The 23,324-nt window shown below is 51.5% G+C and carries 25 protein-coding genes; 12 read left to right on the top strand and 13 right to left on the bottom strand.

All coding sequences use genetic code 11. From position 1 onward, the window contains the following. Nucleotides 1-181: 181 nt before the first annotated feature. Entirely contained in the window at nucleotides 182-736 is a 555-nt protein-coding gene (locus tag CBE72_RS10890) for a gamma carbonic anhydrase family protein (RefSeq protein ID WP_100143546.1), read from the top strand. Here the strand turns inward: CBE72_RS10890 and CBE72_RS10885 are convergent. Together CBE72_RS10885 and aroE are read right to left on the bottom strand one after the other, a co-directional pair. Further along, nucleotides 733-996, bottom strand: a complete 264-nt coding sequence (locus tag CBE72_RS10885; protein ID WP_100143545.1) for a DUF1488 family protein — start codon at nucleotides 994-996, stop codon at nucleotides 733-735. The genes CBE72_RS10890 and CBE72_RS10885 overlap by 4 nt on opposite strands. Then, nucleotides 993-1,814 (bottom strand): shikimate dehydrogenase, encoded by an 822-nt coding sequence (gene aroE, locus CBE72_RS10880; RefSeq protein ID WP_100143544.1) that lies wholly within the window; start codon nucleotides 1,812-1,814, stop codon nucleotides 993-995. The genes CBE72_RS10885 and aroE overlap by 4 nt, the downstream gene beginning before the upstream one ends. Nucleotides 1,815-1,939: 125 nt before the next feature. Here aroE and CBE72_RS10875 point away from each other — a divergent pair, with 125 nt between their 5' ends. Next, nucleotides 1,940-2,371 carry a group II truncated hemoglobin gene (locus CBE72_RS10875; protein WP_100143543.1) on the top strand — a complete coding sequence of 144 codons (432 nt, stop codon included), beginning with the start codon at nucleotides 1,940-1,942 and terminating at the stop codon, nucleotides 2,369-2,371. Between the two features lie 33 nt (nucleotides 2,372-2,404). Here the strand turns inward: CBE72_RS10875 and hemF are convergent, their stop codons facing one another. From hemF to CBE72_RS10845, 6 genes are all read right to left on the bottom strand, one after another. Further along, on the bottom strand, nucleotides 2,405-3,319 hold the full coding sequence (gene hemF / locus CBE72_RS10870; RefSeq protein WP_100143542.1) for an oxygen-dependent coproporphyrinogen oxidase: 915 nt from the start codon (nucleotides 3,317-3,319) through the stop codon (nucleotides 2,405-2,407). Between the two features lie 25 nt (nucleotides 3,320-3,344). Next, complete coding sequence (gene tsaC / locus CBE72_RS10865; RefSeq protein WP_039035705.1) at nucleotides 3,345-3,908, bottom strand: L-threonylcarbamoyladenylate synthase type 1 TsaC; 564 nt, start codon at nucleotides 3,906-3,908, stop codon at nucleotides 3,345-3,347. A gap of 82 nt (nucleotides 3,909-3,990) precedes the next feature. Continuing rightward, complete coding sequence (locus CBE72_RS10860) at nucleotides 3,991-4,554, bottom strand: DNA topoisomerase family protein (protein ID WP_025889805.1); 564 nt, start codon at nucleotides 4,552-4,554, stop codon at nucleotides 3,991-3,993. 457 nt (nucleotides 4,555-5,011) lie between these two features. Beyond that, nucleotides 5,012-5,488: a DUF494 family protein gene (locus tag CBE72_RS10855; protein WP_025889803.1), complete on the bottom strand. Its 477-nt coding sequence runs from the start codon at nucleotides 5,486-5,488 to the stop codon at nucleotides 5,012-5,014. A 2-nt stretch (nucleotides 5,489-5,490) separates the two neighbouring features. Continuing rightward, entirely contained in the window at nucleotides 5,491-6,594 is a 1,104-nt protein-coding gene (gene dprA / locus CBE72_RS10850; protein ID WP_478010055.1) for a DNA-processing protein DprA, read from the bottom strand. Next, on the bottom strand, nucleotides 6,591-7,691 hold the full coding sequence (locus CBE72_RS10845) for a LysM peptidoglycan-binding domain-containing protein (RefSeq protein ID WP_100143540.1): 1,101 nt from the start codon (nucleotides 7,689-7,691) through the stop codon (nucleotides 6,591-6,593). The genes dprA and CBE72_RS10845 overlap by 4 nt, the downstream gene beginning before the upstream one ends. Nucleotides 7,692-7,817: 126 nt before the next feature. Between CBE72_RS10845 and def the strand changes: the two genes are divergently transcribed. The 5 genes from def to CBE72_RS10820 are packed head-to-tail and all read left to right on the top strand — an operon-like array spanning nucleotide 7,818 to nucleotide 13,475. Further along, entirely contained in the window at nucleotides 7,818-8,327 is a 510-nt protein-coding gene (gene def, locus CBE72_RS10840) for a peptide deformylase (protein WP_100143539.1), read from the top strand. Nucleotides 8,328-8,354: 27 nt separating this feature from the next. After that, complete coding sequence (gene fmt, locus CBE72_RS10835; protein ID WP_100143538.1) at nucleotides 8,355-9,308, top strand: methionyl-tRNA formyltransferase; 954 nt, start codon at nucleotides 8,355-8,357, stop codon at nucleotides 9,306-9,308. After that, the gene (gene rsmB / locus CBE72_RS10830) at nucleotides 9,305-10,597 is read left to right on the top strand and encodes a 16S rRNA (cytosine(967)-C(5))-methyltransferase RsmB (RefSeq protein WP_100143537.1); all 1,293 of its coding nucleotides are present in this window, start codon (nucleotides 9,305-9,307) and stop codon (nucleotides 10,595-10,597) included. Before fmt ends, rsmB begins: the two co-directional genes overlap by 4 nt. A gap of 15 nt (nucleotides 10,598-10,612) precedes the next feature. Then, a complete protein-coding gene (trkA, locus tag CBE72_RS10825; protein WP_100143536.1) occupies nucleotides 10,613-12,022 on the top strand; it encodes a Trk system potassium transporter TrkA in 1,410 nt (469 codons plus the stop codon). Between the two features lie 10 nt (nucleotides 12,023-12,032). Beyond that, nucleotides 12,033-13,475 carry a TrkH family potassium uptake protein gene (locus tag CBE72_RS10820; RefSeq protein ID WP_100143535.1) on the top strand — a complete coding sequence of 481 codons (1,443 nt, stop codon included), beginning with the start codon at nucleotides 12,033-12,035 and terminating at the stop codon, nucleotides 13,473-13,475. A gap of 46 nt (nucleotides 13,476-13,521) precedes the next feature. Here the strand turns inward: CBE72_RS10820 and hemG (CBE72_RS10815) are convergent, their stop codons facing one another. After that, complete coding sequence (gene hemG / locus CBE72_RS10815) at nucleotides 13,522-14,064, bottom strand: menaquinone-dependent protoporphyrinogen IX dehydrogenase (protein WP_100143534.1); 543 nt, start codon at nucleotides 14,062-14,064, stop codon at nucleotides 13,522-13,524. Nucleotides 14,065-14,293: 229 nt separating this feature from the next. Here hemG (CBE72_RS10815) and CBE72_RS10810 point away from each other — a divergent pair, with 229 nt between their 5' ends. Continuing rightward, a complete protein-coding gene (locus CBE72_RS10810; protein WP_039035694.1) occupies nucleotides 14,294-14,599 on the top strand; it encodes an ArsR/SmtB family transcription factor in 306 nt (101 codons plus the stop codon). Here the strand turns inward: CBE72_RS10810 and hemG (CBE72_RS10805) are convergent. The 4 genes from hemG (CBE72_RS10805) to pepQ all read right to left on the bottom strand — a co-directional run bounded on the left by hemG (CBE72_RS10805) (nucleotide 14,596) and on the right by pepQ (nucleotide 18,579). Then, nucleotides 14,596-15,129: a menaquinone-dependent protoporphyrinogen IX dehydrogenase gene (gene hemG / locus CBE72_RS10805; protein WP_100143533.1), complete on the bottom strand. Its 534-nt coding sequence runs from the start codon at nucleotides 15,127-15,129 to the stop codon at nucleotides 14,596-14,598. The two genes, CBE72_RS10810 and hemG (CBE72_RS10805), sit on opposite strands and share 4 nt — an antisense overlap. After that, nucleotides 15,129-16,586, bottom strand: a complete 1,458-nt coding sequence (locus tag CBE72_RS10800) for a TrkH family potassium uptake protein (RefSeq protein WP_100143549.1) — start codon at nucleotides 16,584-16,586, stop codon at nucleotides 15,129-15,131. Before CBE72_RS10800 ends, hemG (CBE72_RS10805) begins: the two co-directional genes overlap by 1 nt. Nucleotides 16,587-16,649: 63 nt before the next feature. Next, nucleotides 16,650-17,264: a YigZ family protein gene (locus CBE72_RS10795; RefSeq protein ID WP_100143532.1), complete on the bottom strand. Its 615-nt coding sequence runs from the start codon at nucleotides 17,262-17,264 to the stop codon at nucleotides 16,650-16,652. Continuing rightward, nucleotides 17,257-18,579 carry a Xaa-Pro dipeptidase gene (gene pepQ, locus CBE72_RS10790; RefSeq protein WP_100143531.1) on the bottom strand — a complete coding sequence of 441 codons (1,323 nt, stop codon included), beginning with the start codon at nucleotides 18,577-18,579 and terminating at the stop codon, nucleotides 17,257-17,259. Before pepQ ends, CBE72_RS10795 begins: the two co-directional genes overlap by 8 nt. A gap of 236 nt (nucleotides 18,580-18,815) precedes the next feature. Here pepQ and fadB point away from each other — a divergent pair, with 236 nt between their 5' ends. The 4 genes from fadB (at nucleotide 18,816) to CBE72_RS10770 (ending at nucleotide 23,224) form a co-directional block, all read left to right on the top strand. Further along, nucleotides 18,816-20,966 carry a fatty acid oxidation complex subunit alpha FadB gene (gene fadB, locus CBE72_RS10785; protein ID WP_100143530.1) on the top strand — a complete coding sequence of 717 codons (2,151 nt, stop codon included), beginning with the start codon at nucleotides 18,816-18,818 and terminating at the stop codon, nucleotides 20,964-20,966. Nucleotides 20,967-20,987: 21 nt separating this feature from the next. Continuing rightward, nucleotides 20,988-22,151: an acetyl-CoA C-acyltransferase FadA gene (gene fadA, locus CBE72_RS10780; RefSeq protein ID WP_100143529.1), complete on the top strand. Its 1,164-nt coding sequence runs from the start codon at nucleotides 20,988-20,990 to the stop codon at nucleotides 22,149-22,151. Between the two features lie 333 nt (nucleotides 22,152-22,484). Beyond that, a complete protein-coding gene (tusA, locus tag CBE72_RS10775) occupies nucleotides 22,485-22,730 on the top strand; it encodes a sulfurtransferase TusA (RefSeq protein ID WP_025011832.1) in 246 nt (81 codons plus the stop codon). A gap of 23 nt (nucleotides 22,731-22,753) precedes the next feature. After that, nucleotides 22,754-23,224: an MOSC domain-containing protein gene (locus CBE72_RS10770; protein ID WP_100143528.1), complete on the top strand. Its 471-nt coding sequence runs from the start codon at nucleotides 22,754-22,756 to the stop codon at nucleotides 23,222-23,224. Nucleotides 23,225-23,324 lie beyond the last annotated feature (100 nt).

Raw genomic sequence — 23,324 nt, 5'->3', positions numbered from 1 at the left:
TCACGTCTTTCGCGTTGCCGCTGTGCCGTGTCAGTGGGAGCGCATTATAGGGAGCCTGAACTTTTGTGCAAGGGCTTTTTATAAGAAAACTGCTGTTTTTGACTTACTTGCTGAGAATTTGTCCTGACCTGCCACTTTTTAATCTTTATAATGGCGAAAACCAATCATATAAGGACTTTTTATGGCCAATTCTCTCAGATCTTACCAAGGTACCAAGCCAAAGTTGGCCGAAGGCGTCTATGTTGATGAAGCTGCAGTTCTGGTAGGTGACATCTTTTTGGATCAGGACGCCAGCGTTTGGCCTATGGTGGCTGCCCGGGGTGACGTCAATCATATTCACATAGGCAAACGCAGTAGTGTTCAGGATGGCACTGTCCTGCATGTTAGCCGTAAGTCGGTGGCCAATCCCGAGGGACACCCGCTGCTCATCGGCGATGATGTCACCATAGGGCACAAAGCCATGCTTCACGGTTGCAAGGTAGGTAATCGTGTATTGGTTGGCATGGGAGCCATTATTTTGGATGGCGTCATCATCGAAGACGATGTGATTTTAGGTGCTGGTTCCTTGGTGCCTCCCGGCAAAGTGCTAAAGAGTGGCTTTCTCTATATAGGCAGCCCGGCCAAACAAGCCCGCCCCTTGACCGAGGTCGAACGCCAATTTCTGCCACAATCGGCAGACAACTATGTCCGCCTTAAAGATGAGTACCTGGCCGAGCAAAAAAGTAGTACTGACTAAGGTAACTCTATCTCACCGTCTCCATTGAAGCATTCCTGCTCAATCAGCGCCTCGGCTTCATCTTCGAAGTCGAAGCGCCACTGTTCAAACAGGCTCAGGATCTCTTGCTCTTCGAGAACAACCTTGCCACTTATTTGCTGCATACGTTGTAAGCCAACATAACAAGGAATATTGACCCCTTGCTGCTGGGCCATAAACTTGAGCCTGTTTGATTCGGCTTGCCACTGACACAAGTCGCTGAAGATGATCCCCTGATTCATGAGGCCTCTCCTTTTAATTCTTGCCGCAGACTCTCGAGTACAGGCTCAACTTTGGGCATGACACCTCGCCATAAATAGAAACTTCTAGCCGCCTGTCCCACCAACATTCCTAACCCATCCAGTGTTTTTGCCGCCCCTTGCTCGGCAGCCCAGCGATTGAACGCGGTTGTTTGTGCCGAATACATCATGTCGTAGCAGTAGCTATGATTGGCAACCACGGTTACGGGAATATCCGGCAACTCACCATGTAAACTGGCTGAGGTGGAATTGATAATGAGATCATAACCCTCATAGAGTTCATTTCGCCTCAACGCCTGTACTTGCTGTGGCGCAATAGCCGCCAGCAACTCGGCCTTACTGTATGTTCTATTATAGATATCAATATGGCCGACACCGGCCGCCAACAGAGAAAGCAGACCCCCCCTGGCAGCCCCACCAGCGCCGAGCAGCAAGACCTTTTTATCCTTCAGTATCAGGTAACGACTGAGATCGGCCACCAAGCCGTAGCCATCGGTATTGTCACCCCGAATTCTGCCATCATCCAGTTTAATCAGGGTATTCACTGCAGCGGCGGTTGCGGCTTCCTGACTCAACTCATCACAGAGTTGAAAGGCTTGTTCCTTGAAAGGCACAGTGACATTGGCGCCCTTCCCCCCGGCAGCAAAAAAAGCCGTGACACTGCCGCTGAAGTCATCGATTGGCGCCAGAATCGCTTGATAGCTTAGGTTTTGCCCTGTCTGAGCGGCAAAGGCTGCATGGATAGCGGGTGATTTACTGTGATGAATGGGATTGCCAAAGACGGCATAGCGGTCGGTCATCTGTGCTCCAGAGCAATGGAAGATGTATCAGTCTACTCAGCGGCCCAAGGCCAGGCAAGGCTGCCGACCTATGGGGCTTTCAGTGTATACTGGCGCCAAAATCGACAACAAAATTCAACACAAAAATGAACTGGCTAAAGAAAATTCTCAATCGTAAACCCGAGGCTGAGCGGGACCCCACCCAGTCTAACGCCTATGATCTGATCGGCGGCGACGAAACGATACGCGCCATAGCCAAGAGCTTTTATCAGCAGATGCAAACGCGGCCGGATACTCAGGAACTGTTGTCCATACATCAGGTTCCGCTAGCACAATCTGAGCAGAAGTTATATGAATTTCTCAGTGGTTGGTTGGGAGGGCCTCAGCTGTATCAAGCCAAATATGGCCACCCGGCGCTTAGAGCCAGACATATGCCGTTTGCCGTTGATGAAAGAATGCGTGATCAGTGGCTGTTATGTATGAGGGCCTCACTGGAGGCCAATCTGAAGGATCCCGAACACAGGAAGGTGATTTTCAATGCTATCGCTCAGTTAGCAGACCATATGCGTAACCAATAAGCCAGATTAAGGCTTATTGGTTACCCTCACTAACTATTCGGTGAGCCAATCCCTGGGATGTAAAAAATCACTGTAGAGCCTGGCTTCGGCAGAGCCGGCTTCGGGTTCATAAGCGTATTGCCAGCGAACCAAGGGCGGCATCGACATGAGTATTGACTCGGTTCGGCCACCGGTTTGCAGCCCAAATAGAGTTCCTCTGTCATAGACCAGATTGAACTCTACATAGCGACCACGGCGATACAGTTGGAACTCACGTTCACGCTCGCCATATTCGGTATCCTTACGCCGCTCAACAATGGGGGCATAGGCAGGTAAGAAACCGTTTCCGACAGCTTGCATGAAAGCAAAGCACTGCTCAAAGCCACCTTCATTGAGGTCATCGAAGAAGAGGCCACCGACACCGCGGGTTTCGTTTCTGTGCGGCAGGAAGAAATACTCATCGCACCATTTTTTGTACTTGGGGTATACCGCTTCGCCGAAAGGCTCGCAAATCGCTTTGGCTTGCTGATGCCATTCGCGCACGTCCTCAAGGAAGGGGTAATAGGGGGTCAGGTCGAAGCCACCACCAAACCACCAGACGGGATCGGCACCTTCTTTGCGGGCAATAAAGAAGCGCACATTGGCATGGGTAGTAGGAAGATAGGGATTACGCGGATGGATAACCAGTGAAACCCCCATGGCTTCAAAGCTTCGTCCGGCCAACTCAGGCCTGTGTGCCGTAGCCGAGGCTGGCATGGCCGCGCCTTCTACATGGGAGAAGTTCACCCCGGCCTGTTCAAACACGCCACCGCCGTTAAGTACCTTACTGATCCCGCCACCGCCCTCGGCCCGTATCCAAGAATCGGTAGCAAACTCAGCTTTGCCGTCCAGTCGTTCCAGTCCTTCACAAATCTGTTGTTGCAGTTGCATCAAGAATGCTTTTACCTGGTGGGAATCAGGTGCTGTCATGCTCGCTCCTTCTTGCTTGGAATAGTTAGCCATTACGCAGGATCTGGCCGCTGCGAATATCTATGATGGTGGAAGGCTGGCGCTGCTGCCCCAACTCTCCTTCGATAAGGGCATCTATCTGCCCGGCAAACGTTGTTTCAATATCATTCACTGTCAGAGCCGGCGACTCACCCGCCAAGTTGGCACTGGTGGATACCAGCGGCTTGCCCAAGGTATCACACAACTCCCGGACAACCGGATGGGCCGACACCCTGACGGCAATAGAGTCAAAATGGCCACAAAGCAGTTGGCTCATTCCCTGACGCACCGGCATGACAAAGGTAAAAGGTCCGGGCCATTTGGCAAACGCCTGCTGCAGTTGTTCATCACTCAGTTGAGACTCGTCCAGATAGGGTTGCAACTGCCGATAGTCACTGGCAACCATGATAAGCCCCTTGTGCCAGGGACGCTGTTTGATGTCGAGAATTCGGGAAACGGCGGCTTCATTATCGGGATCGCATCCCAAACCATAAACAGCTTCGGTGGGATACGCTATGACCCCTCCATCCAGAAGCAGTTGCTTACTCCTGGCGGCGAGCAAGTGCAGCATTGAGAGTACCTTTTATAGAGACAAAGACGGCTGAGCGCCCTCGGCGACAGCGGAGGTGATTATAGTCACATATTGAGCCGGATCACAGAGTTCGCTTGTACTTACATTCCTTACGGGGACATTCCAGTCTGTCGCCTGCAGCGCCCTTACGTTCTACCAGAATACCGAAACCGCATTCAGGACAAGCCTCTGCCCGAGGAGGAAAATTCACCAGAAACTTGCACTTGGGGTAGTTGCTGCAAGCATAAAAGCTCTTGCCGAACTTGCTGGTTCTATGCTCAAGCACACCGCTATTACACTGAGGACAAGGCACTTTTTCAGCCTCTTCCTGCTGGTCATGTCGCTCGATATGGGTGCATTGTGGATACTGGGTACAACCAATAAAAATACCAAAGCGCCCCGACTTGACCGCTAACTCGTGGCCACACTGGGGACACTCGGAGCCGGGAATAGGCTGAGAGTCGATGGATTCGTGCTGCACCAAAGGCCGGGTGTAATCGCACGCTGGATAATTATTACAGCCAATGAAGCCACCATGCTTACTGTGGCGCACGGAGAGCTCACTGCCGCACTTGGGACAAAGTTCATATTCTTTTTCGAGCGCGTGCGCCCGAGCATTGAACAACTGCTGGTCTATCTTGGCCATGACACATCTCGCTGTTAAAAGAGTTAAGCGAACATTTTACCAGCGCCACACGGATAAAGGGAGTCGAGTTGATGACCACACTCACTGAAAGACTCAGCCAACAAGAACAGATAGTGAAATAGCCTTCACTTCAGGAAAGAGTGACATAGGTTGGAAACTGCCGAGGTCTTTTTCAGAAAGACTTATCTCTCTTTTGCAGAATGATAAAAATTGAAGTATTCAGACAATGAGGAAATGAAAATCACTGCAGCCAAAAAAGATTGCCCAACTTTCTGAGAATATCCTGAAAGCGAATTGAATTGATACCGGCCAAGACAGGCAATAACGGCACATACATCTTGCAGCTGCTCTTTTTGGTCAAGAATCTCAGCACATCTCGTTTGGCGCCAGAGCGATATAAAACCACTTCACATTCGCCATACTATCCGTGCTGAGATTGTCGAATGAAAACTGCCGTTCAGGAGTGTAATCGACCTTCTTCTGGTTGCTCGAAGATAAGATCTTCCATCTGCTCATAGGCAGACTCATTACCGGGCGCATTGAACAATACCATCAGAATCACCCACTTGAGGTCTTCCAACACCATAGCTGGCTCGTCCAATTCCATCACCCTATCGATAACCATTTCCCGGGTTTGCACATTCAATACCCGAATCTGCTCCAAGAACAACAGGAAACCACGGCACTCGACGTCCAGTTTCTCCATTTCATCTTTAGTGTAGATGCGGAAGGAATGTTGAGTATGCCCTCTAAGGTAGGGAGTATCACTCTCCTGCAGTTCAGCCAACCGCTCAAGCCAGGAAAGCGCCTTGATGATTTCGGACTGATGGAAACCGGCACGGGTGAGTTCTTTGGTCAACTCATCTTCGTCGACCAACATTTCAACTTCACTATGAACATAGTTTTCAAACAGATACATGAGGATATCAAACATGGCTATTTCCTCTTAAGTCTAACGTAACCACCGGGTACTGCGGCAACCCAACCTTGCAACTCAAGTTCAAGCAATTGTTCCAACACCAGATCCAACGTTATTCCACTATGCTCAACCACCACATCCAAAGGTGTGGTCTCATAATCTACACTAGCTAACAGCGTTTTAAATGGCAACTCAGAGTTCTCACTTGGTTTTATATGGTGACTCTTGCGCAAGTCTTCAAGGTGGCAGCTACATAAAGGCGCCAACTCTTCCACTATATCGGCCACAGACTCCACAAGTTTTGCCCCATTGCGAATTAAATCGTGGCATCCCTGATGTTCATCGCCCATGACTGAACCTGGAACCGCAAAAACCTCTCGACCTTGTTCTGCTGCCAGGCGGGCACTGATCAGTGAACCACTACGCCGACGAGCTTCTACCACCAAGGTTCCCATTGCAAGGCCGCTGATTATACGGTTTCGTTTGGGAAAATTCCCGGGAAATACACCGACGGAGGGCCAAAGTTCACTGATAACTGCGCCATGCACTTGAAGATCATCATAAAGAGCCCTATGCCTTCTAGGGTAAATCTCGTCAATTCCGGTACCCAGTACCGCAATGGTTTTGCCGGTTGCCGACAAGGCTCCACGGTGAGCTGCGCCGTCTATGCCGGCAGCCATACCACTGCATACGCTGATGTTCAAGGCATCCAGCTCGGCGCCCCACTGCCAGGCGAGCGACAAACCGGCGCGGCTGGCATCGCGGCTGCCAACCATGGCCAGCGCGGGTTGCAACAGGGTTTCAACCTGTCCTTTGACGAACAAAATCGGAGGAAAATCGGGGATATGTTTCAACAATGGCGGGTAAAAGGGATCGTCGGGGCAGATTAGATATCTGCCCTCTGCACCCTGCTGCCATTGCAAGGCTTGGTCAACTTTTTCAGGAGCCAACTCCAAGCGTTGGAGCTGTGTCGGGTTTATTGGCAAAGACTGGGGTTCATATTCCAGCCTCTGTCTCAACTCAGCCACATCCATGTGCAAGAGCAATTGCCTTATCCGGAGGGGTCCCAGTCCAGATACCGCAGCGACAACCAGCCAATCAACCAGACTATTATGCGTCATTCACCTTTCAGTAATGTGTCAGGCTTGACCAAAAGGTCATCAACCCGGACAGGGCTTTCGTTCACCATGATAAGCCCAAGCGCTGTCTTGTCGAACACCTTGAACACCATGACTTGGCCGCGATAGAGATCCGGCAGCTTAACGGCATTGTCTGAGCCCATCTTGGCCATCAAGTTATCGTAAGCGGAGCGTTCGGTCGGTGGCACCGGGATACCCTCGCCGTTGATCACCACTTCGGCACCGTCCTTGTAGATAGAGAACACATCGCCGGGCTCTACGCCCTCACGACTGCCCCGATCCAGATAAAACACATCCAGTTTCCCCATGGCGCGAATTTTACGTTCAGATGCCAACACCTTGGCGCCCTCTAAATCACTGGCCTTGGGAATAAAGTAGGCTGACAATAAGGAGTCATCCTCTATCGCCAACACTCTGAAACCGGCTTTGGTTTCGCGGAAATTATTGAGCAGCTTCACCTTGGAAATTTCACCCGACTCCACCACTCGGCCACTGGCGCTGAGGATCACTTCCTGACCCAGCAACTCGCCTGTTTCCTTGTTGGTAAATTCGCGCCCGGGCTGATACATCCCGACCTTATCGCCTTGTGGCAGATTAGCCTGAATGTAGATGATGTCGTCCATCACATGGTGACGGGAGTCTCTTTCTCCCCCCAGCACCATAGGTTGCTCCTTAAACCACTCGGGATCGACCACCCGGTTTTGCACCAGGTAGGGTTGGATCAAGGCCAAATCCACCGTTGGAATGGCGCCATCTTTAGGCTGAATCCTTCCGGCCGGGCTCTTGCGAACATGAGGTTTATTGACCAATCTGGGTTCACCATCGATAAACACCAGCGTCAATCGATCGCCGGGATAAATAAGGTGCGGATTGGCGATTTGGGGATTGGCGCCCCAGAGTTTGGGCCAACGCCAAGGGTCTTTGAGAAACAAAGCCGATATATCCCAAAGGGTATCGCCTTTCTTGACCACATAAGTATCAGGATGGCCGGGTTTTAATGTCAGGGTATCTGCTGCAACGAAGGCGCAATTAAATGTCAGTAACGCGAGTAAAATTAACCGTTTCATGGGGGCTTCCATGTTGTCTGGCTCATTAGTAAGAGCTTTTGCTGTTATTGATAGCCGCTAAGGATTAAAATTAACGCAATAGCACAAGTCAGTATAACCAACTGGCACGGATTTGACAGACTTGTTAAGAGTTTATCTATGACCATGTTAAAAGTATTACGATTCCCCGACGAGAGATTACGCACGATTGCCCAGCCCGTGACAGAATTTGATTCTGCGCTGCAGACGCAAATCGATAATATGTTCGAGACCATGTACGAAGAAAAGGGTATTGGTCTGGCCGCGACTCAAGTCGATTTTCATAAACAATTGATTGTGATGGACTTGCAGGACGACGTCGAACGTCCAAAAGTCTTTATCAATCCCCAAATCATCAGTGCCAGCGGCGACTTCTGTAATGAAGAGGGCTGTCTGTCTGTACCCGGCATTTATGCCAAGGTGGACAGAGCCGAATTTATTACCGTGACCGCGCTCGACCGTGATGGCAATGAATTTACCCTTGAAGCAGACGGCTTATTTGCTATCTGTATTCAGCACGAGATGGATCACCTAAAGGGCAAGCTTTTTGTTGATTATCTGTCACCACTGAAACGTCAGCGGATCAGACAAAAGCTGGAAAAGACCGCGCGTCAGGAAGCCAGAGCCTGAATTAATCCCGAATAATTAGGATCTATTTTGAAACCATTGAAGATCATTTTTGCCGGTACGCCGGACTTTGCAGCGCGCCACCTGCAGGCGCTGCTGAACTCAGAGCATCAAGTCATCGCCGTCTATACCCGAGTGGACAAACCCGCCGGACGAGGCCACAAACTCACCCCCAGCCCAGTCAAGGCACTGGCGCTGGAACACGATATTCCGGTCTATCAGCCCAAATCACTGCGCAATGAAGAAGCCCAGCAGGAGCTGGCCGCTCTTGGAGCCGATATCATGGTGGTGGTCGCCTATGGCCTAATCCTGCCATTGGCAGTGTTGCAGGCTCCTCGCCTGGGATGCATCAATGTTCACGGCTCTATTCTGCCGCGCTGGCGCGGTGCGGCGCCTATCCAAAGGGCATTATGGGCCGGGGACAAAGAAACTGGGGTCACCATAATGCAGATGGATGTCGGTTTGGATACCGGCGACATGTTGCTCAAGACTTCGCTACCGATAGCCGATGACGACACTTCAGCAACCCTGTATGAAAAGCTGGCTCAGCAGGGACCGGTGGCACTGATCCAAGCTCTTCAAGGTCTAGCCGAAGGCAAACTCACCGCCGAGCCACAGGACGAATCACTGGCCAACTACGCCGAAAAACTCAGTAAAGAGGAAGCCCGCATCGACTGGCATAAAACTGCCCGCAATCTGTGGCAGGAGATCCGCGCCTTTAACCCATGGCCGGTGAGCTACTTTGAATGCCAGGGACAAAATATCAAGGTCTGGCAGGCCGAAGTGGAAGAGTCAGACGAGCAGTTTGCGCCGGGCACAGTAGTGCGCGCCGACAAACGAGGATTAGCCATTGCCACTGCCGATGGCTTATTGGTGTTGAAAAAGGCGCAACTGCCTGGGAAAAAACCGCTGGATATCGCCGATATTCTCAACGCTAGGGGCGAATGGTTCCAGCCCGGTAAGAATTTGGCTCAAGCATCATGAGACAGAATCTCAGAGCCCTTGCCGCCAAGGCCATCTTTCAGGTACTGGAACGGGGCATGTCCCTCTCGGTTGCCCTGCCCGAACAACAACAGCAGCTTCACAGCGGCAAAGACAAGGCGCTTTTGGCCGAACTTTGCTATGGCGTAATGCGCACCCTGCCACAACTGGACAAGAGAGTCAGCGACTGCCTCAGTAAACAGTTCAAAGGGAAACAGCGTATCGTCCACCAACTGCTTCTTGTGGGTTGTTACCAGCTGTATTTCACCCGGATACCGGCCCATGCAGCCATTTCGGAAACTGCCGAAGCCTGTCGTCAGTTGAAGTTTGAAAACCTGGTCAAGGTAGTCAACGGCGTTTTACGTAATATCCAGCGAGACAATAGTCCACTGGCCACAGATAACCCTGTGCTGGAACACAATACGCCCAACTGGATCCTCAAGGCGCTCACAGCTGCCTATCCGGAAAACTGGCAACAAGTGGTGCAACAGAGTCACCAGCGACCGCCCCTGTGGCTGCGCAACAACCGTTTATCCCAAAGTCGTGAGCAATATCTGCAACACTTGGCTGACGCCGAAATTGCTGCCACTCCAGGTCAAGGGGAAGATAGTATATTGCTCGAGCAAGCCTGCGATGTCACCTCTCTGCCCGGCTTTGGCGAAGGCTCAGTATCTGTGCAGGATGGTGCGGCTCAATGGGCCGCCGCCCTGCTAGCTCCTCAAGCGGGCGAAACCATTCTCGATGCCTGCGCCGCTCCGGGAGGCAAGAGTTGCCATCTGCTGGAGCTGTGTCCGGACATAGAGCTGGTGGCGGTCGACAACGACAACAAACGGCTGCGGAGAGTTGCCGAGAACCTGCAAAGGTTGCAACTGAATGCCCAGTTGGTGCACGGCGATGCCGCCGATATCGCGTCATGGTGGCAGGGTGGCCAGTTTGATCGCATATTACTGGATGCTCCCTGCTCGGCTACCGGCGTTATTCGGCGCCATCCGGATATCATGTGGCTGCGTAAGCCGCAGGATATTGAGGAGTTGGCCAAGGTGCAGCAACAGATATTGGATCACTGCTGGCAATGGTTGAAGCCAGGCGGTGTACTGTTATACGCCACCTGCTCTATCCTGCCCCAGGAAAACCGCGATCAAATTGCCGCCTTCCTGGAACGTACGCCGGATGCCCGCCTGGAGGCTATCACTCAGGCAGACCAGCCAGATGCAATAGGCTGGCAAATCTTGCCCGGACAGGACAATATGGACGGGTTTTACTACGCGCGAATCGTTAAGTCGAAACTTTAGGGATAAGACGAGGCCATGAAAATAATCATCTTGGGCGCAGGTCAGGTCGGTGGCACCCTTGCGGAAAACCTGGTGGGTGAAAATAACGATATCACCATAGTCGACAGTGACAGAAACCGCCTTAGGGCACTGCAAGACAAATATGACTTGCGGGTGGTTGTCGGTCATGGAGCCCACCCCGGCGTCTTGAAAGAAGCCGGCGCCGAAGATGCCGATATGCTGATCGCTGTAACCAACAGCGATGAATGCAACATGGCCGCCTGTCAAATTGCCTATACCCTGTTTGGCACGCCAACCAAGATAGCTCGTATTCGCTCAGAGCAATACTTAGGGATGCAGGATAAGCTGTTTATCGACAGTGAAACCAAAAATAGTGAACTTCGCACCCGAGGTGGTTTCATCATAGATGAGCTGATAGCTCCCGAACAGTTAGTAACCGCTTACATACAGCGTCTGGTAGATTATCCAGGGGCTTTACAAGTTTTGGAGTTCGCCGAAGGCAGACTAAGCTTGGTGGCGGTTCGCGCCTATTATGGCGGCCCCTTGGTGGGTAACGCGCTGGCAGCGCTGCGCGAACACATGCCGAATATTGATACCCGGGTAGCGGCCATTTTCCGTCAAGGTCGGCCGATTATGCCCAGGGGAACCACCATCATAGAAGCCGATGATGAAGTGTTCTTTGTTGCCGACAGTCGCCATGTTAGAGCTGTGATGAGTGAGATGCAGAAGCTGGACAACAGCTACCGCAATATCATGATCGCCGGGGGCGGTAACATAGGTTTGGGGCTGGCTCAGAAACTGCAACGTAACCACTCCATCAAACTCATAGAACACCGTCAGGACAGAGCCGAGGCGCTGTCGGAAAAGCTGGAAAATACCACGGTATTCTGTGGCGATGCTTCCGATCAAGAACTCCTGATGGAAGAGCACATAGATCAAACCGATGTGTTTATCGCCGTCACCAACGATGATGAGGCCAACATAATGTCTGCCCTGCTGGCCAAGCGCATGGGAGCCAAGAAAGTGATGGTGCTCATTCAGCGTGAAGCCTATGTCGATATCGTTCAGGAAGCTAATATCGATATCGCCATTTCGCCGCAGCAAGCCACCATCTCGGCCTTGCTAACCCATATCCGCCAGGGGGATATCTGCAACGTATATTCACTGCGCCGAGGCGCCGCCGAAGCGATTGAGGCCATTGCCCACGGTGACTCCAGCACCAGCAAAGTCGTCGGCAAACAGATAGGCGAAATTAAGCTACCGCCAGGTACCACCATAGGCGCTATAGTCCGTGACGATGAAGTCTTGATGGCCCACGATAAGACAGTTATCGAACAGGGAGACCATGTCATTCTATTTCTGGTGAACAAGAAGTTTATCGGTGAAGTAGAAAAACTTTTCCAGCCGAGCGCTTTCTTCTTCTAAGGCTCTGGCCATGCTGAATTTTCGCCCGCTGCTATTCATCCTAGGTCTGTTTCTGTCCATGTTAACGGCCTTTATGTTTATTCCCCTCTTCTTCGCCCTGTTTTACGGCGAAGAAACCGTGGCGGCCTTTATGGCATCGGCATTGGTCACAGGCACAGTCTCCAGTATCTGCATGCACAGAGGCCAGGGACAAAAGCTCAATCTGAATATCCGTGACATGTTTCTGCTGACCAGCCTGACCTGGTTTATTGTCAGCCTATTTGCCGCCATGCCTTTTACCCTGTATCACGGCATTGGCTATACCGATGCCTTCTTTGAAACCATGTCGGGGATCACCACCACAGGTTCTACAGTGCTATCCGGACTGGACAGCATGGATCACAGCATTCTCATCTGGCGCTCACTACTGCAGTGGCTTGGTGGCATAGGCTTTATCGTGATGGCGGTGGCGATCCTGCCATTTCTTAACGTAGGGGGGATGCGGCTATTTAGAACTGAATCCTCAGATTGGTCCGAAAAAACCATTCCTCGCACGCAGAGCCTGGCCAAATATCTTTTTCTGGTGTACTTGGGACTAACCGTTTGCTGCGGTTTGGCTTATCACCTGGCGGGGATGAACTGGTTTCAAGCGCTCAACCATGCCATGACCACACTCTCCACCGGGGGCTACTCGACTTCAGACAGTTCCATGGCAGCCTTTCCTAAGGAAGCACACTGGGTCGGGGTGGTATTTATGGCCGCCGGCGGCCTGCCGCTGCTGATGTTTGTCCAAAGCTTGCAGCAACGCAGCATCAAGGTGTGGAATGATGCTCAGGTGAAAGGCTTTATTCTCTTTCTGCTGCTGGTGTCTTTCTCCCTGGCCTATTGGCTCTACAGTTCGCGGGAAATCGCCTTTATCGATGCCCTGCGGCTCTCGAGTTTCAACGTGGTTTCCGTAGTCACGACCACAGGCTATGGCCTGACCGACTATGGCAGTTGGGGGGCGCTGGCAAATATCGCCTTTCTATTCCTGATGTTTGTCGGCAGCTGCTCAGGTTCGACCTCCGGCGGCATCAAGATATTCCGCTTCCAGATCGCCGGCGCCATTATGCGCGAACAGTTGAAGCAGCAATTTCATCCCAATGGTATTTTCCGCGAGCGCTACAACAACCGACCTATCAACGAGGAGATTGTGCGTTCCCTGGTAACCTTTGCGTTGCTGTTTATGCTGGTTATCGTGATGCTGACACTGGTGTTGGTGCTTTGTGGTCTTGACCCTGTCACCAGCCTGTCAGGTGCAGTCACGGCAGTGACCAATGTCGGCCCAGGACTTGGCCCTGTCATAGGTCCTGCAGGCAACTTTTCCAGCTTGCCGGACTTGGCTAAGTGGGCGCTGTCGATAGGCATGTTATTGGGCCGCTTGGAGATCCTTACCGTTGCCGTGTTATTCCATCCCAGTTTCTGGAAGTACTAAATAAAAACAAGCGCAGTACCATGACTGCGCTTTTAAAATATTGTTTTTATCGGGATGCCAGCTCACTCAGATACTCGGCATAACGCTTAACATCTTCCCAGTCCGTGTAGTCGATAACCGTTTTGGGATCCGTTGGTCCTCCGGTCATCTTCATGATCAGCCGGATCATAAAGCTGTCCAGCCAGCCCCAAGAGGGGTAATCCACCTTACCGGCGATAATCTTCACATCCTTGGGTTTCCAATCCGACAGAGCAATGAACTTCTGCAGATACTTGTTGTTTTCAGGAATCCGTTTCTCCGGTTTGCGAGCCACCACATTGACAGAAAAGAAGCTGAGCCCTTTCTCTGTCAGCTCCTTTTGATGTTGGCTACAAAAGGCAAATACACTCTTGTCGTAGGTGCCATAAAGCACACAGGCGCCAAGGACTACGGCATCATACTTTTGCCAATCAATCCCATTACTTTCGGCTTCAGTCAAACTCATGCTGTCACAGTCATGACCCAACTGCTGTAGCCGGTCGGCAATACAGCGACTGATCTTGGCAGTGTGGCCGCCTCGAGAGAAATAAAGCACTAAAATGGATTTCATAAATTTGCCTGATGGTATATCTATAGTTTGGATTCTGTGGCCTATAGCCTTGATTGAACAGCCTGAAGGATCACAAAATCAACTTCAAGCCTCATGAATCTTGTTGCAAATTGTCCTAGATCGGTATTTTTCAGGATAGAATTGCAATCCTGATAAAAGACTAATGATTGTGCTCATCTCTCCATTCAATTAGAATAAACTAATCAAAAGGCGAAGAGGTTTCAAGCTGATGCAAAAAGATATCGATATCGCAGCCATGCTTTCCAATGCGGAAAATGCTGCCAAGTGGCTTAAGGCCATCGCCAACCCCTACCGCCTGATGATCCTCTGTTTACTATTAGATCAGGAGTTGAGTGTCACTCAACTGAACGAAACCGTGCCCCTAAGCCAGTCCGCGCTATCACAACATCTGGCGGTACTGCGCGCTGAAGATCTGGTAGCGACCCGCAAGAGTTCGCAGGTTGTTTACTACTCGCTCAAGAACCAGCAGGTCACAGAGGTCATCTCTATCCTGCACCGCAAGTACTGCGCTTAGGCCTTAAGCTCGGCAAACTCGGCGGCAAAGGCCTTCACCCGCTGCCAATCGGTGAATTCATAAGTACCGCTGATATCTGTTGGCCCCTTGGTTATCCACATAATCAGCCGAATCATACTACGGTCAAATAAGCCGTAGTTAGGATAGGCTATCTTGCCGGCAAACACGCCTTGCAATTGCGGCTGCCACAGGGACAACTGCAAAAACTTCTGCATATAAGGGTTGGTTTCCGGGGTATTCTTTTCCGGCTTGCGGGCCACAACATTCACGGTAAAGAAGGCGTTCTTCTTGGCACTCAGCAGCGCATGGTGGTTATTGACGAAACGATACAGCTCAGGTCTGTGCTTACCATAACGTATGCTGGCACCCACCAAGATTTTATCGAAAGCCTGTAGTTTCTCGGTTTCCGCATCAGCCAGCGATACCATAGAGACTGTCTCACCCGCTTTGCTCAATTCATCGGCCATGGTCTGGCATATCGCCTTGGTCTGGCCATCAACGGTCGAATAAATAATCAGGGTTTTGCTCATCAGTTCTTCCAGAAAGTCGGGGTAAACAACACCAATAAGGTAAAGATTTCCAAGCGCCCAAACAACATGGCAACCACAAGCACATACTTGGCACCATCGCCTATGCTGGCATAGTTGCTGGCAACTTCGCCAAGGCCAGGCCCCAGGTTGTTGAGGCAAGCAGCGGTGGCACTGAAGGCCGTTATCGCATCCATTCCCATGGCCATCAGGATCAACATACAGATGACAAACACCAGAGCATAAGCGGAGAAGAAGCCCCAAACCGCGTCTATCACCCTATCCGGCAACGCCTTGGAACCGATACGAATGGAGAACATGGCCCGGGGATGAATTAAACGCTTAAGCTCGCGCGAACCCTGCAGCAATAGTAGCACCACGCGGATAACCTTGATCCCGCCCGCAGTAGAACCACCACTGCCACCGATAAAGCTGGAAAACATCAACAGAATAGGCAGAAACAGCGGCCAAACATGGAAGCTCTCGGTACCAAACCCGGCGGTAGTGGAAATGGATACCGCCTGAAACAGCGCATGATCCAGAGTTTGCTCCGGTGTGTCATAAATGCCTGAGTGATACAAAGTGGCGAAACAGATGGCGGTCAGCAACAACTGAATACCAATAAGAGCCTTGAATTCGGCATCACGAAAGTAAACCTTGAAGTTGATCCCCCGGCGGGAAAACGCCGCAAAGTGCAGGCTAAAGTTCACCGCGGCAACCAGCAAAAATACCACGCAAATCAAATTGATGGTTGGGCTTTGAAAGTAGCCCATACTGGCATCATGGGTTGAGAAACCACCGATGGCGATAGTAGAAAATGAATGACAAATGGCATCAAAGGCGCTCATACCGGCAAGCCAATAGGCCCCGGCACAGGCCAGGGTCAGCATTAGATAGATATACCACAGCGTCTTGGCGGTTTCGGCTATCCTGGGGGTCATCTTGGAATCTTTTACGGGCCCGGGGATCTCGGCTCGGTAAAGCTGCATCCCCCCAATCCCCAACACCGGCAGAATAGCTACCGCCAGCACAATGATCCCCATGCCACCGAGCCATTGCAGCAAGTGACGATAAAAGAGTATCGCCTTTGGCAAATTATCCAGGCCGACAATCACTGTGGCCCCCGTGGTTGTCAGTGCCGAAAAGGATTCGAAGATACTGTCGGCCAGCGACAAGTCGGGTTGTTTCGATAGCAAAAAGGGCAAGGTACCTATGGCACCAAGTACGGTCCAGAACAGCACAACAATCAAAAAACCCTCTCGGGTCTTGAGTTCGGCTTTATTATGTCGATTAGGATACCAGAGCCAGAAACCGATAAATAAACTGATAAAGAAGGCTTTAATAAACGCCGTACCACCGCCATCTTCATAGATGAAGGCCACCAATGCCGGAGGCAACATAGTGATGGAGAAGAGCCCTATCAGCAACCCAGTAATACGGGTAATCGTTCGGTAATGCATGCCGCTTTCAATCAGTCCATTGGCCAATAAAACCCTACATTGTCGCACAAGTTATCAGAGTGTTCACACTGAAAAATCTATCTTTAACTGGCCTTGGCTCATGGGAGCCAACTCTTTATTGATACTTCCGGTAACAGATAAGGGCACGGCCAGTGTCAGGCGGATATGGTCAGTAAACTCCCGCTCTTCTATCAACACATCGAGCCTCTGCAACAGATGTTCGACATCGGGCAGTTGGTCGTAACGGCAAACCAAGCTGCCTTTTTCCCTGAGCATTTTGGTCTTGGTCGCCAGCCGGGGCAACATCTGCTTGAGCCCACTACTGTAGGCACGAACCAGCCCACCCACACCCAACTTGGTGCCGCCATAGTAACGCACCACAACGGCGCCAACCTCACCTATGCCAGCCCCCTGCAACACCGCCAACATGGGACGCCCGGCACTACCACCCGGCTCGCCATCATCACTCGAGCCCATGGTCGACTGCCCCATGGGTGCACCACAAATAAATGCCTGACAATAATGACTTGCACCGGGATAACGCTGCTTTATCTGTTGTAATTGCTGTTTAAACTCTTCCGGCGAATGACAGGGAAATACCAGAGAGATAAAGCGGCTGTGCTTTATCTCCTCTTCATATTCCAGCTCCTCGGCCGCAATGGGATAACTTTCAATCAATGAGACCAGACTCTCGAGTCATATTTTCGTTGCCATGGGCGTGAATTATGACATTGTCTTCGATACGGATCCCACCAAACGGGCGCAAACTGGCGATCAGATCCCAATCCACCAACGCCTTGCGGCCATCTTGTTTGAGTGGCGCCAACAGGCTGTCGATGAAGTAGAGCCCGGGTTCTATGGTTACGACATGCCCGGGCGCCATAGTCCTGGTGCAGCGCAGAAACGGGTGCTCTTCCGGAGGGGCCACATGAGTGCCGCGTTCGTCATTGAAGAAACCACCGACATCATGCACCTGCAATCCCAACATATGCCCCAGCCCGTGAGGGAAGAACGCCCGGGTAATGCCCTGCTCCAACAGCGTCTCTTGTGAGCCTTTGGCCAGACCGACTTCAAGTAACAGAGTCGCCAGCTGTTGATGAGCTAGCAGATGCAGCTCGGTATAACGTTTGCCGGGTCGCAAGTGCTCAATCAGTTGAAGCTGCAGTTGATTCATCGCCTGGATAAGATCGTGAAACCGATTTTTTTCAAAAGCATAGGTACGGCTGATATCGGCGGCATAGCCGTGGAAAGAAGCACCAGCATCGATCAGAAAAGACAACCTCTGCTGTGGGCTTTCATGCTCCAACGCAGTGTAATGCAAAATAGCGGCATTTTGGTTGAGGGCTATGATGTTGCCATAAGGAACCTGATTCTCCCCTTGTGCTATGGCACTCAGATATTGCTGCTGGATTTCAAACTCACTGGCACCACTGTAGAAGGCGTTCTTGGCCGCGCGATGGCCCTTGACCGCAATGCGGTTGGCCTGACGCATACATTCCAACTCGTAATCTGTCTTACAAGCACGATAAAAGTGCATGTAACTCATTACGGCTTCGGGATTACAGTTGTTAAACCCGAGCACAGAAGCCACTTCCAAGTGTTCACCTATATAGGCCCAGCGACCTTCGGCCACAGGCAGGAGGTCAGCCACCTTATCGGCCTTGGTCAAAATACGGATATCAAAACTGTCACACCAGAAGCTTTGCGGCAGATCTGTCACCTTATGCCAGAAGTCTTCGGGACGGTAGAAGATCAGTACAGGCTTGTCACGACCATTGACGAGCAGCCAACAGTGAGGCGTTTCCAGTAAAGGCACCCAGGCCTTGAAATGGGGATTCACCTTGAAGGGGTAATCGATATCGTCCAGAAACTGCCTGTGGGGTTGACCCGAATGAATTGCCAATCCAGACAGTCCCTCACGGGCACAAATCTCGGCAACCCTTTGATTAAGAGTGTTTATATGTGATTGATAATGCTGAGCCAGTTGCATAATAAGCCGTTCCTGTTATCTGAAATCAAGGTTCCCCTTGCTATTGGAAGCTGTTCACAGTTACAACAAAAGCCAATGTGCAGTGTATCACAAAGCTGAAATTTGCAGCTAACCGGCAAGCAATTAAACGATCGTTTAAATTGGGTGTTGTATTTTTCCTTTTTTCGAAGCACACTGAGCAACAACTGGTCAAATGATGGCCTGAGCTGCCCTACTCCTAAGCAATAAGGATGCAAGCAATGATCTACCAAAATTCGATGATTCAGGTTGAGTTACTCGAGAATAATATCGCCCGCCTTTGCTTCAATGCCGAAGGATCGGTAAACAAATTCGACCGCGCCACCCTGACCTCTCTGGATGAGGCGCTGGACGCCATCAAAGCAGAATCCAGCGTTAAGGCACTGCTGCTGACATCGGCCAAAGATGCCTTTATTGTCGGCGCCGACATTACTGAGTTCCTCGGGTTGTTCGCTCAGGAAGATGAAGTACTCTTGTCCTGGTTGCAGCAAGCCAATGCGGTATTCAACAAGCTGGAAGACATGCCTTTCCCTACCGCTTCTGCCATCAATGGTTTTGCCCTGGGCGGTGGTTGCGAAACCATTTTGGCCACCGACTTCCGTATTGCCGACACCAGTGCCCGAATCGGCCTACCGGAAACCAAGCTGGGGATCATCCCAGGATTCGGCGGCACAGTGCGCCTGCCCAGAGTGATAGGTGCAGATAATGCACTGGAGTGGATCACCACAGGCAAAGACCAACGCCCGGAAGCCGCCCTCAAAGTCGGCGCAGTAGATGCCGTTGTGGCCCCAGAGCAACTCCAGGCCGCAGCACTACAGATGCTACAGGACGCGCTGGCGGGCAAACTTGACTGGCAGAGCCGCCGTCAACGTAAACAGTCGCCACTGACACTGCCCAAGCTGGAAGCCATGATGTCGTTCACCACAGCCAAGGGTATGGTGTTCTCTGTTGCCGGCAAGCATTATCCGGCGCCAATGGCGGCGGTTAACGTCGTGGAAAAGGCAGCCGGTCTGGGGCGTGAAGAGGCTTTATTGGTAGAACATCAAGCCTTTATTCAACTGGCCAAAACAGATGTGGCCAAGGCGCTGATCGGCATCTTCCTCAATGACCAACTGGTCAAAGGCAAAGCCAAGAAGGCCGCCAAACAAGCCAAGAACATAGAACAAGCCGCGGTATTGGGCGCAGGCATTATGGGCGGCGGTATCGCCTACCAAAGTGCCAGCAAGGGTACGCCGATTGTGATGAAGGACATAGCGCAGAAAGCGCTGGACCTCGGCCTTAACGAGGCGGCCAAGCTACTGACGGCACAGGTAGAGCGTGGTCGCTCCACCCCGGCCAAGATGGCCAAAGTGCTCAACAACATCACCCCATCGCTCGATTACAGCGCTGTCAAAGACGCCAATATAGTAGTAGAAGCGGTAGTAGAACATCCCAAGGTCAAGGCGACTGTGCTTGCCGAAGTCGAGCAGCAGCTAGCTGCCGATGCCATCATAGCGTCCAACACCTCAACCATCTCGATTAACCTGCTTGCCAAGAGTCTGAAAGATCCTTCCCGCTTCTGCGGTATGCACTTCTTCAACCCCGTGCACAAGATGCCACTGGTGGAAGTGATCCGTGGCGAACACAGCTCGGAAGAAACCATCTCCTCTGTAGTGGCCTATGCCAGCAAGATGGGCAAGACGCCGATAGTGGTCAACGACTGCCCCGGCTTCTTTGTTAACCGGGTACTCTTCCCCTATTTCGCCGGCTTTAACGGCCTGCTGGCCGATGGTGCAGACTTTATCGCCGTCGACAAGGTGATGGAGAAACAGTTTGGTTGGCCTATGGGCCCGGCTTATCTGCTGGATGTAGTCGGTTTGGATACAGGCCATCACGCCCAGGCCGTCATGGCCGAAGGCTTCCCGGACCGTATGGGCAAAACAGGCAAAGACGCCATAGATATCATGTTTGGCCATGAACGCCTGGGGCAGAAGAACGGTAAAGGTTTCTACCAGTATTCTGTGGATAAGCGTGGTAAGCCGAAGAAAGACAAGGATCCTGTCAGCTACGAATTACTGCAGGCCGAATTCGGTGAACTCAAGGAGTTCAGCAGCGATGAAATCATCGCCCGCACCATGATCCCCATGATTATTGAAACCGTACGCTGCCTGGAAGAAGGCATTGTCGCCACCCCGGCCGAAGCCGACATGGGGCTGGTGTATGGTCTTGGCTTCCCACCATTCAGAGGCGGTGTGTTCCGCTATCTGGATACCATGGGCGTTGCCAACTTTGTCGCCCTGGCTGACAAATACGCCCACTTGGGGGGACTCTACCAGGTGACCGATGGCATGCGTGAACTGGCAGCCAACAACGGTTCTTACTATCAGGCCTAATTTGCGGAAAGGATTTTAACCATGAAACAAGCAGTTATCGTAGATTGCATTCGTACACCCATGGGCCGTTCCAAGGCCGGTGTTTTTAGAAATGTTCGTGCAGAGACACTCTCTGCCGAGTTGATGAAAGCCCTGCTGGTACGTAATCCCCAGTTGGATCCCGGCACCATAGAAGACGTTATCTGGGGCTGTGTGCAGCAGACTCTGGAGCAAGGTTTCAATATCGCCCGTAATGCCTCTCTGCTCGCGGGTATCCCCAAGCAGGTTGGTGCGGTTACCGTAAACCGTCTCTGTGGCTCCTCCATGGAAGCCATTCACCAGGCAGCCAGAGCCATCATGACAGGCATGGGTGACACCTTCATCATTGGTGGTGTTGAACATATGGGTCATGTTCCCATGAGTCATGGGGTCGACTTCCACCCTGGCCTGGCAACCCGGGTTGCCAAGGCAGCCGGCATGATGGGACTGACGGCGGAAATGCTCGGTCGCATGCACGGTATCAGCCGTGAAATGCAGGATGAATTTGCCGCTCGCTCGCACAAACGTGCGCATGCAGCCACTGTTGAAGGCCGTTTTGCCAGAGAGATCCAGGCTATCGAAGGCCATGATGCCAATGGTGCCTTGATCAAAATCGATTATGACGAAGTGATCCGCCCTGAAACCAGTATGGAATCACTGGCAGGCCTGCGTCCCGTGTTTGACCCGGCCAACGGCACTGTTACCGCTGGTACCTCTTCGGCCCTGTCAGATGGCGCATCGGCCATGCTAGTGATGGAAGAAGAAAAAGCTAAGGCGCTGGGACTACCTATCCGAGCTCGTATCAAGTCGATGGCGGTTGCCGGTTGTGACCCATCAATCATGGGCTATGGCCCGGTTCCAGCCACACAAAAGGCACTGACTCGCGCAGGTCTTAGCATAGCGGATATCGATCTGGTTGAACTGAACGAAGCCTTTGCCGCGCAGTCTCTGCCTTGCGTGAAAGACCTAGGTCTTATGGAGTTGGTCGATGAGAAGGTTAACCTCAACGGTGGTGCCATCGCTTTGGGTCACCCTCTGGGTTGCTCGGGTGCCCGTATCTCCACCACTTTGATCAATCTGATGGAGAGTAAAGACGCGACTTTGGGTCTGGCAACCATGTGTATTGGTCTCGGCCAAGGTATTGCCACCGTATTTGAGCGTGTCTGAGTAAATATCGCCAACACAGAGGGGCATAGAGAAGCCGCCCTTCTCAATGAAAAACCGCTTATTTCTTAAGCGGTTTTTTTATGTAAAGTTGTTTGTCCCCATCACAGAGATAGTCCTTTAATTAACCTGATGTCCACAAAGACAAAATCAGCTCGCTGACAATAAAAGCGCTTTGATTAAATGTGGAGCTAGAACCCCCTTACTGAATAACGAGTAGAACCATGTTCCACGTGGAACAATGCGGTAGAGCACAAAAAATAGCTGCCAACTTGGTTTGACCGCTGCCTTGGAGTAATATTAGCCACTTCTGTTGTTCTCGTTGTAAGAGGTTATATGAGTCAGGTCTTCGCCAGTGCCCAACATCAACTGGATGCTTTAGGTTTGAGGTGTCCGGAACCTGTCATGATGGTTCGTAAAAAAGTCCGTCATATGGCCGAAGGAGAAACGCTACTCATCATCGCCGATGATCCGGCTACCACCAGAGATATTCCCAGCTTTTGCCAGTTTATGGACCACACCTTGGTGGCCAGTCAAACGGATAACCTGCCTTATCAATATTTGATTAAGAAGGGTCTCTAATTAACTCCATCAGGAAGGAACCTATGATTACCCTGCTCGCTATCGCTCATAAAAAGCAAAGAAACGCCCCGATGGATTTATTGCCTCATGCCGAAGTCAGTTTGGCCCAGGGTGTAGAGGGCGACGTATTCGGTAAACCGGGAAAGCGTCAGGTGACGCTGTTGTCTCAACAACAGTGGCAACAAGCCTGTGCTCAATTGCAGACAGAGCTTCCCTGGACGAGCCGCAGAGCCAACTTGCTGCTGGATGGTCTGGAGTTTGCACCTGAATTGGTGGGTAAATACCTGAAAATTGGTGAGCAACTGGTACTTGAACTTACCGGAGAAACTGACCCCTGCGGCAAAATGGAGCGAGCATACCCAGGGTTGGAAGCAGCATTAACGCCTGCTTGGCGTGGTGGCTGTACCGCCAAAGTGATCAATCCGGGGAAAATCAGGCCTCAAGACCCGGCTCAGTTACTCGATAGCTGGCCAAATCGCAACTTAGACTTATAAAACATGGAAAACCAATTGATACAGTATTGAGGTTTTACTGTTAACAAATTTGTGAGATAACAGACAGTCGGTAACCGATAACTAAAATAAGGCCGCTGTC

The sequence above is a fragment of the Shewanella carassii genome (assembly GCF_002777975.1).
Classification (GTDB): Bacteria; Pseudomonadota; Gammaproteobacteria; order Enterobacterales; family Shewanellaceae; genus Shewanella; species Shewanella carassii.
The sequence above is the reverse complement of the archived record's forward strand: the minus strand, read 5'-3'. Positions and strand labels throughout refer to the sequence as shown.

What these genes read in the sequence shown, in the direction of transcription:
- CBE72_RS10890 (WP_100143546.1), top strand. Translation starts at nt 182, where the DNA reads ATGGCCAATTCTCTCAGATCTTACCAAGGTACCAAGCCAAAGTTGGCC.
- CBE72_RS10885 (WP_100143545.1), bottom strand. Translation starts at nt 996, where the DNA reads ATGAATCAGGGGATCATCTTCAGCGACTTGTGTCAGTGGCAAGCCGAA.
- aroE (WP_100143544.1), bottom strand. Translation starts at nt 1,814, where the DNA reads ATGACCGACCGCTATGCCGTCTTTGGCAATCCCATTCATCACAGTAAA.
- CBE72_RS10875 (WP_100143543.1), top strand. Translation starts at nt 1,940, where the DNA reads ATGAACTGGCTAAAGAAAATTCTCAATCGTAAACCCGAGGCTGAGCGG.
- hemF (WP_100143542.1), bottom strand. Translation starts at nt 3,319, where the DNA reads ATGACAGCACCTGATTCCCACCAGGTAAAAGCATTCTTGATGCAACTG.
- tsaC (WP_039035705.1), bottom strand. Translation starts at nt 3,908, where the DNA reads ATGCTGCACTTGCTCGCCGCCAGGAGTAAGCAACTGCTTCTGGATGGA.
- CBE72_RS10860 (WP_025889805.1), bottom strand. Translation starts at nt 4,554, where the DNA reads ATGGCCAAGATAGACCAGCAGTTGTTCAATGCTCGGGCGCACGCGCTC.
- CBE72_RS10855 (WP_025889803.1), bottom strand. Translation starts at nt 5,488, where the DNA reads ATGTTTGATATCCTCATGTATCTGTTTGAAAACTATGTTCATAGTGAA.
- dprA (WP_478010055.1), bottom strand. Translation starts at nt 6,594, where the DNA reads ATGACGCATAATAGTCTGGTTGATTGGCTGGTTGTCGCTGCGGTATCT.
- CBE72_RS10845 (WP_100143540.1), bottom strand. Translation starts at nt 7,691, where the DNA reads ATGGAAGCCCCCATGAAACGGTTAATTTTACTCGCGTTACTGACATTT.
- def (WP_100143539.1), top strand. Translation starts at nt 7,818, where the DNA reads ATGACCATGTTAAAAGTATTACGATTCCCCGACGAGAGATTACGCACG.
- rsmB (WP_100143537.1), top strand. Translation starts at nt 9,305, where the DNA reads ATGAGACAGAATCTCAGAGCCCTTGCCGCCAAGGCCATCTTTCAGGTA.
- trkA (WP_100143536.1), top strand. Translation starts at nt 10,613, where the DNA reads ATGAAAATAATCATCTTGGGCGCAGGTCAGGTCGGTGGCACCCTTGCG.
- CBE72_RS10820 (WP_100143535.1), top strand. Translation starts at nt 12,033, where the DNA reads ATGCTGAATTTTCGCCCGCTGCTATTCATCCTAGGTCTGTTTCTGTCC.
- hemG (WP_100143534.1), bottom strand. Translation starts at nt 14,064, where the DNA reads ATGAAATCCATTTTAGTGCTTTATTTCTCTCGAGGCGGCCACACTGCC.
- CBE72_RS10810 (WP_039035694.1), top strand. Translation starts at nt 14,294, where the DNA reads ATGCAAAAAGATATCGATATCGCAGCCATGCTTTCCAATGCGGAAAAT.
- hemG (WP_100143533.1), bottom strand. Translation starts at nt 15,129, where the DNA reads ATGAGCAAAACCCTGATTATTTATTCGACCGTTGATGGCCAGACCAAG.
- CBE72_RS10800 (WP_100143549.1), bottom strand. Translation starts at nt 16,586, where the DNA reads ATGCATTACCGAACGATTACCCGTATTACTGGGTTGCTGATAGGGCTC.
- fadB (WP_100143530.1), top strand. Translation starts at nt 18,816, where the DNA reads ATGATCTACCAAAATTCGATGATTCAGGTTGAGTTACTCGAGAATAAT.
- fadA (WP_100143529.1), top strand. Translation starts at nt 20,988, where the DNA reads ATGAAACAAGCAGTTATCGTAGATTGCATTCGTACACCCATGGGCCGT.
- tusA (WP_025011832.1), top strand. Translation starts at nt 22,485, where the DNA reads ATGAGTCAGGTCTTCGCCAGTGCCCAACATCAACTGGATGCTTTAGGT.
- CBE72_RS10770 (WP_100143528.1), top strand. Translation starts at nt 22,754, where the DNA reads ATGATTACCCTGCTCGCTATCGCTCATAAAAAGCAAAGAAACGCCCCG.